This is a genomic window from Sphingomonas bacterium (assembly GCF_903643035.1).
GTDB lineage: Bacteria > Pseudomonadota > Alphaproteobacteria > Sphingomonadales > Sphingomonadaceae > Sphingomonas.
This window is the reverse complement of record NZ_CAHJWW010000079.1, coordinates 1-10,602: the sequence shown is the minus strand read 5'-3', so window position 1 is coordinate 10,602 and position 10,602 is coordinate 1. Positions and strand designations below refer to the sequence as shown.

Annotated in this window: 12 protein-coding genes and 1 pseudogene; 8 read left to right on the top strand and 5 right to left on the bottom strand. The window is 70.7% G+C overall.

What is annotated here, in order from left to right; translation table 11 throughout:
- A partial coding sequence (locus HUV01_RS06970; RefSeq protein ID WP_174297576.1) for an SDR family NAD(P)-dependent oxidoreductase occupies positions 1-676 on the top strand: 676 nt, incomplete at its 5' end.
- Positions 673-1,608, top strand: a complete 936-nt coding sequence (locus HUV01_RS06965; RefSeq protein ID WP_254606444.1) for a 50S ribosomal protein L11 methyltransferase — start codon at positions 673-675, stop codon at positions 1,606-1,608. The genes HUV01_RS06970 and HUV01_RS06965, both read left to right, overlap by 4 nt.
- 47 nt (positions 1,609-1,655) lie before the next feature.
- Here HUV01_RS06965 and phhA read toward each other — a convergent pair whose 3' ends face one another.
- Both phhA and HUV01_RS06955 read right to left on the bottom strand, forming a co-directional pair.
- Positions 1,656-2,525 (bottom strand): phenylalanine 4-monooxygenase, encoded by an 870-nt coding sequence (phhA, locus tag HUV01_RS06960; RefSeq protein ID WP_174297574.1) that lies wholly within the window; start codon positions 2,523-2,525, stop codon positions 1,656-1,658.
- Between the two features lie 139 nt (positions 2,526-2,664).
- Complete coding sequence (locus HUV01_RS06955) at positions 2,665-2,973, bottom strand: hypothetical protein (protein ID WP_174297573.1); 309 nt, start codon at positions 2,971-2,973, stop codon at positions 2,665-2,667.
- Positions 2,974-3,109: 136 nt separating this feature from the next.
- Between HUV01_RS06955 and HUV01_RS06950 the strand changes: the two genes are divergently transcribed.
- The 4 genes and pseudogenes from HUV01_RS06950 to HUV01_RS06935 all read left to right on the top strand — a co-directional run bounded on the left by HUV01_RS06950 (position 3,110) and on the right by HUV01_RS06935 (position 5,611).
- Positions 3,110-4,048 carry an XdhC family protein gene (locus HUV01_RS06950; RefSeq protein ID WP_174297572.1) on the top strand — a complete coding sequence of 313 codons (939 nt, stop codon included), beginning with the start codon at positions 3,110-3,112 and terminating at the stop codon, positions 4,046-4,048.
- A complete protein-coding gene (locus tag HUV01_RS06945) occupies positions 4,035-4,673 on the top strand; it encodes a nucleotidyltransferase family protein (RefSeq protein WP_174297571.1) in 639 nt (212 codons plus the stop codon). Before HUV01_RS06950 ends, HUV01_RS06945 begins: the two co-directional genes overlap by 14 nt.
- Before the next feature lie 97 nt (positions 4,674-4,770).
- Positions 4,771-5,340: pseudogene (locus tag HUV01_RS06940) on the top strand (hydrolase).
- 112 nt (positions 5,341-5,452) lie between these two features.
- A complete protein-coding gene (locus tag HUV01_RS06935; protein WP_174297570.1) occupies positions 5,453-5,611 on the top strand; it encodes a hypothetical protein in 159 nt (52 codons plus the stop codon).
- Positions 5,612-5,626: 15 nt separating this feature from the next.
- Here HUV01_RS06935 and gorA read toward each other — a convergent pair whose 3' ends face one another.
- The 3 genes from gorA to pgi form a co-directional block, all read right to left on the bottom strand.
- The gene (gorA, locus tag HUV01_RS06930) at positions 5,627-6,970 is read right to left on the bottom strand and encodes a glutathione-disulfide reductase (RefSeq protein WP_174297569.1); all 1,344 of its coding nucleotides are present in this window, start codon (positions 6,968-6,970) and stop codon (positions 5,627-5,629) included.
- A 230-nt stretch (positions 6,971-7,200) separates the two neighbouring features.
- A complete protein-coding gene (locus tag HUV01_RS06925; protein WP_174297568.1) occupies positions 7,201-7,575 on the bottom strand; it encodes a DUF4174 domain-containing protein in 375 nt (124 codons plus the stop codon).
- Position 7,576: 1 nt separating this feature from the next.
- Entirely contained in the window at positions 7,577-9,157 is a 1,581-nt protein-coding gene (gene pgi / locus HUV01_RS06920) for a glucose-6-phosphate isomerase (RefSeq protein ID WP_438827154.1), read from the bottom strand.
- 136 nt (positions 9,158-9,293) lie between these two features.
- Between pgi and lepB the strand changes: the two genes are divergently transcribed.
- Both lepB and HUV01_RS06910 read left to right on the top strand, forming a co-directional pair.
- Complete coding sequence (gene lepB, locus HUV01_RS06915) at positions 9,294-10,157, top strand: signal peptidase I (RefSeq protein ID WP_174297567.1); 864 nt, start codon at positions 9,294-9,296, stop codon at positions 10,155-10,157.
- Positions 10,154-10,602 (top strand): ribonuclease III family protein (locus HUV01_RS06910; protein WP_302480029.1); only part of this gene is annotated, 449 nt, incomplete at its 3' end. The genes lepB and HUV01_RS06910, both read left to right, overlap by 4 nt.

The following is a 10,602-nucleotide window of genomic DNA, read 5'->3' as shown; positions in this document are numbered from 1 at the left end:
CGACGACCGGACCGCCGACGACCGTCCCGTCGCGCTCGCCCTGCACGCCACCCGTCCCGCGCCCGGCGTCCTCGCCGCCGACTTCGCCGATCCCGCCGCGCCGCGGGCGTTGTGGAAGGCGGCGCTCGACCGGCTGGGGGGACGGATCGACGTGCTCGTCAACAATGCCGGCGTGTTCGAGGCCAGTCCGCTGGACGCCGGCGACGATGCCTGGGTCGCGCAGTGGGAGCGCACGATGCGCATCAACCTGACCGCCGCCGCCGAGCTGTCGCGGCTCGCCGTGCTGCACTGGCAAACGCGCCGCGCCGCCGGCGAGACGGGCGACGGCCGGCTTGTCAACGTCGCCAGCCGCGCGGCCTATCGCGGCGACTCCCCCCAGCACTGGCATTACGCCGCCGCCAAGGCGGGCATGGTCGGCATGACCAAGAGCATCGCCCGCGGCTATGCCGCCGACGGCATCCTCGCCTTCTGCGTGCTGCCGGGTTTCACGATGACCGGCATGGCCGAGGACTATCTGGCGAGCCGCGGCGGCGACAGGCTGCTGGCGGACATCCCGCTCGGCCGCGTGGCGACGCCCGACGAGGTGGCGGAGGTGATCCGCTGGTGTGCGCTCGACGCGCCGCCCTCCATGACGGGCGCGGCGATCGACGTGAACGGCGCGAGCTTCGTGCGATGAGCACGACGGGCAGGGACGGGCAGGAGCGCGCGATGACGGCCTGGAAGCTGACGCTCCCCTGCACGCACGCGGAGGCGGCGGCGATCGCGCTGGCCGAGATCGACGCCGCTGTGCTGGTGACGACCGAGGAGGACGAGGCCGCCGGCCGCTGGCGGCTCGACGCCTATTTCGACGGCGAGCCCGAGGCCCGCACGCTGGCCGCGGTCCGCGCGCTCGTCGCCGTGCCCGGCGGCGACGGCCCCGAACCCCTGGCCGAAGAGGATTGGGTGACGCTGAGCCAGGCCGGGTTGGAGCCGATCCGCGAGGGTCGGTTCGTGGTGCATACCGCCGCACATGCCGACATGGTGCCCGAGGGGGTGGTCGCGTTCCGGATCGAGGCCGGGCAGGCGTTCGGGACCGGCCATCACGAGACCACCTCCGGCTGCCTCGCGATGCTCGACGGGCTTGGCGGTCGCCCGGTACGCAAAGCGATCGACCTTGGCACCGGCACCGGCCTACTCGCCTTCGCCGCGCGGGTATTGTGGCCGCACGCGAGCGTCACCGCGACCGACATCGATCCGATCGCGATCGGGGTCGCGGCGCAGAACATGGCGGGAAACCGCGTGGAGCGGATCGCGATGCTGGTCGCCGACGGCACGAGTCATCCGCTGATCGAGGCGGAAGGGCCATACGACCTCGTCGTCGCCAACATCCTCGCCGGGCCGCTGGTCGCGATGGCGCCCGACATCGCCGGTATCGCCGCGCCGGGCGCGGCCGTGGTGCTGGCGGGGCTGCTGACGACGCAGGCGGCGGCGGTGGAGGCCGCCTATGCGGCCATAGGCTGCGCGGTGGAGGCGCGCGAGGTGCGGGGCGACTGGACGATCCTGCGGCTGGCGATGGGAGCAACGCCCGTCCCGGCGCCGGCGGATGGGGAGCAAGCGACCGGCGGCTGACCCGATGGCCCGTCGCCCCGGCCTCGTGCCGGGATGACGGGCGGGCTCTACCCCGCCTTTTCCCGCGCATATGCCTGCGTGCCGCGGGTGATGACCTCGTCCCCCGCCACGATCGCCGCGACCGGGATGTCCGCCCTTCCCGCCAGCTCGGCGTAGAGCGGCGCGAAGTCGGTCTCCACCGTCACGCGCAGCAGCTCGTCGAAACTGGGGATGACGAAGTAGTTCTGCTGGAAATCGTCGATCCGATAGTCCGTGCGCATCACGCGCCCGAGATCGAAGCCGATGCGGTGCGGGCTGGGATCGTCCAGGGCGAAGCGGCTTTCGGAAAAGCTGGACACGATGCCCGACCCATAGATGCGCAACCCCTCCTTTTCCTGCACCAGGCCGAACTCGACGGTATACCAGTAGAGCCGGCCGAGGTTCCTGAGCGCGCCCATCTGCATCGCCCGCTGCCCGCCGCGGCCATAGGCGGCAAGATAGTCGGCGAACACCGGATCGGCGAGCATCGGCACATGGCCGAACACGTCGTGGAACACGTCCGGCTCCTCCAGGTAATCGAGCTGGTCGGGCCGGCGGATGAAGTTGCCCGCGACGAAGCGCCGGTTGGCCATATGGTCGAAGAACACCTCGTCGGGCACCAGCCCCGGCACCGCCACCACCTGCCACCCGGTCAGCGCGCCGAGCCGGTCGTTGAGCTCGCGATAGTCGGGGATGCCCGGCTTCGACAGCCGCAGCACGTCCAGCCCGCGGAACCACGCATCGGATGCGCGGCCGGGAAGCAGCCGCGACTGGCGCGCGAACAGCGTGTCCCAGGTGGCGTGGTCCTGCGCCGTGTAGGCGTCCCAGTCCTGCGGCACCGTCCAGTCGTCGGAAACGCCGGAGGGCGGGAAGTCGAGCAGCTGCGTATCATCGGCCATCGCGCTATCCTGTCACGGCAATGAGACGAGGGAAACGTCCGGTCATGCGGCAGGTTGCCCGAACGACGGATATGGCGGCGGGACGGGCTGGTGGACGCCGTTCCGGGCGGCGGTGACGGACCCGCTCCGAAGGCCGCCGCTACCCGCTCGCGCGGAAGCCGGAATACTCTCGGCACTCCGACGCTCGCTCCCGCCCTCGGCAGTGTTTCGCCCATTCGCGGCGTTCGCGGCCCTCGCGTTCCTCGGCCTTGCGCATCCGGCGGCCGGAGTTCCTGTCCGCCTCCGCCTGGCTGGTCGTCGTCCAGTCCACCACCTTGCCGCCGGCCCTGAACGGCGCCTTGGCGACGGACACGGCGGTGAACGGCGCGTGGACGGCCGTCGACACCGCGTCGAGGCATCCGCCGACAGCGAGCGGCAGCAGGAGGGCAAGGAACGGGCGCGACACCATTACAGTTTGAAACGATACGCTATCCGGCCCCGCCAGGCGAGTCCCAAGCCTTCACGATCAACGGCGCTTCCTGCAGGGCCGGCGCGGCGATCAAGCCCCCCCTGATCTTCCGCCTCGCTTATCCTATATCAGGCCCATGGCAGAGAACGACAGCGTCATCGCCGCCGCCCGGACGTGGAAGGGGGAGCCGCTCGCGCTCGCCACGGTGATCTCCACTTGGGGATCGGCGCCCCGGCCGCGCGGCAGCCACATGCTGGTCCATGCCGATGGCCGGTTCGAGGGATCGGTGTCGGGCGGCTGCGTCGAGAGCGACATCCTCCAGACCGCCGCGGAGGTGATCGCGGGCGCGCCGTTTCAGGTAAGACGCTATGGGGTCGCCGACGCGGCCGCGTGGGAAGTCGGCCTGCCGTGCGGGGGCGAGATCGCCGTCATGGTGCAGCCCGTCACGGCGGAGGGCTTCGATCCCGAGCTGTTCGATCGCATCGCGGAGGCGCGCGGGCACGGCCAGACGCTGAGCGTCCATACCGACCTGGGAACCGGACGTGCGGAGACCGGACATACGGATCCTCGCTCGGGTGAGATGGGCGAGCGGTTCGTCAATCGCTACGATCCGCCCCGCCGGCTGCTGATCGTCGGCGCGGTCCAGATCGCGCAGGCGCTGACGGGCCTTGCACGGGAACTGGGGATCGCGACGGTCGTGATCGATCCCAGGGCACGTTTCCTGACGCAGGAGCGGTTCCCGGGGTCGACGCTCGATGATCGCTGGCCCGACGAGGCGATCGCCGCGCTGAAGCCCGGACCGTCGACCGCGGTCGTGACGCTGAGCCACGACATCAAGATCGACGACCCCGCGCTGATCGAGGCGCTGCGGTCGGATGCGTCCTACATCGGCGCGCTCGGCAGCCGGCGCAGCCATGCCGCACGCCGGGAGCGCCTCGCGGCCGCCGGCCTTGCGCTGCCCGACATCGACCGGATCGACGCGCCCGTCGGCATCGATATCGGCGCGATCGGTCCGTCGGAGATCGCGTTGTCGATCGCGGCGGCGATGGTGGGGGCGTTCCATGGCCGGGCCTGAGGCCGTCCGGATCGGGAACACCGTCCTCGTCCTGCTCGCCGCCGGGCGAGGATCGCGGTTCGGCGACACCGACCGCAAGCTGGAGCAGGACCTGCTGGGCCGCCCCCTGGGCCTGCATGTCGCGGCGGCGCTGGAGGACATGCCGTTCCTCGCCCGCATGGTCGTGACCGGCTCGGCGAAGCTCGACTATCGTCATCACGGGTATGAGGTGCTCCGGAACGCCGATCCCGACGAGGGCATGGCGCGTTCGGTACGGATCGGGGTCGAGGCGGCGGAAAAGTGCGACGCGCAAGGCGTGCTGATCGCGCTCGCCGATATGCCGTGCGTCACGGCGGCGCACGTCCGCCGGTTGTTCGACGCCGCCACCGGCGCGGACACCGTCGTCGCCTCCAGCGACGGTCGCGCTTCCAGACCGCCGGCGCTGTTCGGTCGCGGGCGGTTCGCGTTCCTGAGATCGCTGGAGGGGGATGCCGGCGCGCGCGACATGATCCGGGCGGGTCGCGCCGTCGCCGCGACCGCCGCCGAACTGGTCGACGTCGACACGCGCGGGGAACTGGAAGCCCTTCGCGACCTCGTCAGCCCGCCCGGGGCGATCGACCGGCGAGCCGGATCACCCGGATCATAGTGCGCGTTCCGGGCGGGGTATCGGGCGAGGCCGAGGTCGGCTCGACATCGCGGCAACCGGCCCGTGAACCGAAATCCCGTCCGTTGGTTGGTACTGCATGCCGACGCTAGACCCCCGAACCACCGCCCTCGTCCTCATCGACCTTCAGGACGGCATCGTCGCCGGCGCCAAGGGGCCTCGCTCCGGCGAGGCGGTGGTGGAGACCGCCAGGAACCTCGCCGCCCGTTTCCGCGAGAAGGACGCCCCCGTCGTCCTCGTCCACGTCGGCTGGCGGGACGAGGGAGAAGTGCCGAGCCGGCATATCGACCAGCCCTCGCCCATCCCGCCTGGTGGATCGCCGCCGGCCTTCTACGCGCTGGTCGACGGCCTGCGCGAGGAGAGCGACATCGTCGTCCTCAAGCACCATTGGGGCGCGTTCACCGGCACCGACCTCGATCTCTAGCTGCGCCGACGCGGCATCCGGACGGTCGTGGTCGCGGGGATCGCGACCAATTTCGGCGTCGAGTCGACCGTCCGGTCGGGCTGGGAGCTGAGCTACGACATGGTCGTGGTCGAGGACGCCTGCACCTCCCGGTCCGCCGAGATGCACGCGTTCGCGATCGGCCAGATCCTGCCGCATATCGCCCGCGTGGTGAACTCGGACGATGTCGATCTCGGCGAGGCGTAGGAACGCCGACCGCGGCGGTCCCGTCGCGACCGATTGTAGCGGGGACGAATGACCTGTATCACCCGATGCCCGCTGCGGGATGTTCGCGGCGGCGAAGCCGAGGTGGTGACTGATGTCGACCGTCGAACGCACGCAGACCTTCCTGTCCCGTCTTCGGCAGGAGGAAGCCGCCGTCCGCAACGCGCGCAGCGCGGAGGCGCGGCTCGCGCATCAGGGGCTGGCGCGTCACCTGCGCCAGCTGATCGCGGGGAAGCCGCCGACGGGCTACTGACCCGCCGGCAACGCCTCATTTCATCAGCACCAGCTCCTCGGCCATCGTCGGGTGGAGCGCCACCACGTCATCGAACTGGTCCTTGGTCAGCCCCGCCTTCACCGCGATGGCCGCCGCCTGCATGATTTCGGGCACGTCCGGCCCGATCATGTGCAGCCCCACGACCCGGCCCGTCTCGCCGTCGCACACCATCTTGTACAGCGCGCGCTCGTCGCGGCCGGCCAGCACGTTCTTCATCGGCCGGAAATCGCTGGCATAGACCTTCACCGAGCCCAGCTTTTCCTTTGCCTGACTCTCCGTCAGGCCGACAGCGGCGAGCGGCGGGTGGCTGAATACCGCGCTGGGGATGCAGTCGTAATCCACCCGGGTCGGCTTGCCGCCGAACACGCTGTCCGCGAACGCCTGTCCCTCGCGGATCGCCACGGGGGTGAGCTGCACGCGGTTGGTGACGTCGCCCACGGCATAGACGCTCTCGCACGTCGACCGGTTGTCCGCGTCCACCACCACGGCGCCATGGACGTCGAGGTCGACGCCCGCCGCCTCCAGCCCCAGTCCGCTCGTGTTGGGGACGCGGCCGGTCGCGAACAGCACGCAATCGACGTTGAGGGGATCGTGGCCGGCCAGCCGTACCGCGAGGGCGCCGTCCCCGCCGCGCTCGATCGCCTCGATCGTCGCGTCGAACTTGAAGTCCAGCCCCTTCATCAGGCTGATCTGGAGCAGCCGATCCCGGATCGACACGTCGTAGCCGCGCAGGATGTCGCGGCTACGATTGGCGATCGTGACGTGCGAGCCGAACTGGTGGAACAGGCCGGCGAACTCGTTGGCGATATAGCCTGCCCCCGCGATCAATATGCGTCCGGGAACCTCGGGGAGGTGAAAGACCTCGTTCGAGGTGATGCCGTGCTCGTGGCCGGCGCAAGTCGGCACCGCGGGGTGCGCGCCGACCGCGATCAGGATCGTCCCTGCCGTCACGGTCCGCCCGTCCGACAGCGCGACATCGTGCGGACCGGCGAGCGTGGCGCGCGCCGCGACGATCTCGACGCCGTGGCTGGTCAGCGTCTGGGTGTAGGCGGCGTTGAGCCGGTCGACCTCCGCCAGCACATGATTGCGCAACGTCGGCCATGAGAACGAGCAGTCGGGCACGTCCCAGCCGAAGCGACGCGCGTCCTTCAGGTCCTCGGCGAAATGCGCGCCATAGATCAGCAGCTTCTTGGGAACGCAGCCGCGGATCACGCAGGTGCCGCCGACGCGGTACTCCTCCGCCACCGCCACCCTGGCGCCATGCGCGGCCGAGACCCGCGCCGCCCGCGTGCCGCCCGAACCGGCGCCGATGACGAAGAGGTCGTAGTCGTAGGTCATTCGGTTTGCTCCAGGCGTTTCGGGCGCGGATCGGGGACCCGGATGGCGGGCGAACGGGTCGGGATCACGATCGCCATACAGGACCGGAAATGCCGTCGAGGCTGCGGTACGCTGTGATCGGGGTGGCGATCGCCGGCTGGGCACCACAGGCCTTGCGCGGTCCGCATTGCGGCCATGCCGTCGACGATGACGGCGGCGCTAAGCGCAGATGGCGGCGCAGGCCTGCCGTTTCAACGTTTCCCCGCCCTCCGCATCGGCATCGCGTCGATCGTGCCCTGGAGGATCGCCGCCGACACCGGCTCGCCCGAGCGATGGGCGACATGGCCGTCCTTGCCGACCAGCACCACCATGAAGGCGCCCGGCGGCAGGTGGTACGCCGCCCGCAGCGACCCCGCGTCGTCCGCCGCGCCCGAGACGACGCGGCCCACGACTTCCACCACGGCCAGGTCGCGGTCTGCCGCGCCGGCGCCCCAGGCCGCAAGCCCTGCCCGTTGCGTCCGCAAGCGCGGATCGTCCGCCGCCGGCGCGGCGACGATCAGCACGCGGCGGTGGTCGCGCATCCCGGCGATGCTCATCGCCGCCGCCATCGCGACCAGCGCCGCCATGTCAGTCGAGCCCCGCTCGCCTGATGAGGTCGGTGGTCGACGGATCGAACTCGCCGCCGCCCTTGGCCGCCGCCTTCGCCATCTCCTTGCCGAGCTCGACGCCGAACTGGTCGAAGCTGTTGATCTGCAGCAGCGTGCCGGCGACGAACACGCGATGCTCGTAGAAGGCGATCAGCGCCCCCAGCGTGCGCGGGTCCAGCACGTCGAGCAGGACCGTCGAGGTCGGCCGGTCGCCGGGATAGCTGCGCGCCGGATCGTCGACGTGCTTGCCCTTCATCAGCGCCGCGCCTTGCGCGAACGCGTTGAGCAGGAGCTGGCGGTGATGCTCCGGGTTCAGGTCGTCGCCCGCCTCGATCACCGCCACGAACTCGACGGGGACGAGGTGCGTGCCCTGGTGCAGCAGCTGGAACACCGCATGCTGTGCCTCCGTCCCCACCCCGCCCCAAGTGATCGCGGTCGACGGCCGCGTCAGCGGCTCGCCCGACACCGTCACGCTCTTGCCGTTCGACTCCATCTCGAGCTGCTGGAGATAGGGGGGCAGCAGCCGTAGCCGCTCGTCATAGGCGAAGGTGGCGCGCGTCTCAGCACGGCGGACCTGCGTGTAATACACGTCCGCGAAGCCCGCGAGCGCCGGCGCGTTCTGGTGCAGCGCGGTCAGGCGGAAGTGGCGGTCCATCTCGGCCGCGCCCTCCAGCAGCTCCTCGAACGCCGCCCAGCCGAGCTTGATCGCGGCGGGGAAGCCGATCGACGACCACAAGGAGTAGCGCCCGCCGACACCCTCGCCGAACGGCAGCACGCGCGTCTCGTCCACACCCCATTCAATTGCCTTGTCGGGACTGGCGGTCAGCGCGACGACGCGGCCGTACGGGTCCTCGACGCCGGCCTCCTGCATCCACTGGACCGCGCTTTCGGCGTTCAGGATCGTCTCGGTCGTCGTGAACGTCTTGGACGCGACCACCAGCAGCGTCGCGTGGGGATCGAACCGGTCGAACACGTCCTGCATCCCCACGCCGTCGACGTTGGCGACGATCGCCACCTCGTAGCGGCTGGCATCGCGCCCGAGCGCGTCGACCAGCAGGTTGGGGCCAAGCGCCGAGCCGCCGATGCCGGTGTGCAGCACGTAGCGGATGTCGCCCAGCGCGCCCGCCTCGATCGCGTCGATCAGCGTGCGCATCCGCTCGTGATACTTCTTCGCGGCCGCCACCGCGCCGGGCGCGCCCTCGTAGCGTTCGGCCGTATGCTCGACCGGCCGGTCCTCGGTGACGTTGATGTGCGCGCTGGCGAACATCGCGTCGCGCCGCCCGGCGAGGTCGCGCCTGCCGGCCAGCGCCTCGAACGCCGCCACCGCGTCGGGCGTCAGGTGCGTCTTCGACCAGTCGAAGTGCATGCCCGCCACATCGACGCACAGCCTGTCCAGCCGGTCGGGATCGCTCGCGAACAGCTCCTCCAGCTTCTGCCGGGGCAGCGACTCGATCGCGGACCAGTCGTCGGCGCCGTTCCCGTTCGGAGCCCCCCCGTTCACGGTCTCCCCATCCACGGTCTCCCCGTCCATGGCCTTGTTGCCAGCCCCATCCTCAGCCATGCGAAGCTCCTTGCGTGCGATCGGTCGTCACGGACAGGGTGCCCCAACGAGCGGCGCGTGCCAAGGCTCCTGCCGGTGGCCGGGACGATCGGCCCCGGCTTGACGGGTGGACGGCATTGCGCGACGCCCATGGTCCATGGCTACCACCCCATCCGCCGAGCCCCCACCTGCCGAGCGCCGGCCCGCCAGGCAACGCTCCGAGGGCGGGAGCACGCTCGTCTTCCTGCTGAAGCTGGCGGTGATCGTCTTCGTCTTCCGCAGCTTCGTCGCGGCGCCATTCAGCATCCCGTCCGAATCGATGCTGCCCCGGCTGCTGATCGGCGACTATCTGTTCATCGCCAAGCCCGCCTATGGCTATTCGCGCTGGTCGCTGCCGTGGGGCGAGCCGCCGGTGTCTGGCCATGTCAGCTGGGCGGTGCCCAAGCGCGGCGACGTGGTGGTGTTCCGCGGTCCGCATGGCGACGACGCCGACATCATCAAGCGCGTGATCGGCCTGCCCGGCGACACCGTCCAGGTGCGCCGCGGCCAGGTCTTCCTGAACGGCGTGGGCGTGCCCAAGCGACGCATCGCCGACTTCGTCCTGCCGCTCACCCCCAATTACGACGAGACCAAGTGCGGCACGCGCTTCCAGTCGGTCGAGGCAGGCAAGCCGGTCTGCCGCTACCCGCAATATGAGGAGACGCTGCCCGGCGGTCGCCGCTACGACGTGCTGGACCTGGAAGACGATCCCATCAAGGACGACACCAGGCTCTACCGGGTGCCCGCCGGCCACCTCTTCGTGATGGGAGACAATCGCGACAACAGCGCCGACAGCCGGTTCCCGGCACCCGACGACCTGATGCCGGGCGAGGGGCAGGCGGGCATGGGCTTCGTCCCGCTCGACCGGGTGGAGGGCAAGGCGGTGGTCGGCTTCTTCTCCACCGACGGGTCGGCCAGCTGGCTGCTGCCCTGGACCTGGTTCAGCGCCGCGCGCCCGCGGCGGATCGGAGAGGGCTTCTGACATCGCAGGGAGACTGGCTGGTCGCCACGATCGGCGACCGCCCGCGCGATGCGTCCCTCTACGAGCGCGCGCTGACCCATGGCAGCAGCGATGCCGGCGCGCGCGAAGGAGCGGACTATCAGCGGCTGGAGTTCCTGGGCGACCGGGTGCTGGGGCTGGTCGTCGCCGAATGGCTGTTCGAGCTGTTCCCGGCCGAGAACGAGGGCCAGCTGTCGAAACGGCTGAACGTGCTGGTCGCGCGCGTGGTCTGCGCCGACGTGGCGCGCAGCCTCGCCGTCGCGCCGCACGTCCGGCTGGGCAAGCAGGCGCGCGACGACGGCGCGAGCGACAGCGACAACGTGCTGGGCGACGTGATGGAGGCGCTGATCGGCGCCCGGTTCCTGGATGCCGGGCTGGATGCGGCGCGCGCGTTCGTCCGCGCCGCCTGGGGCCGGCGCCCCGACGG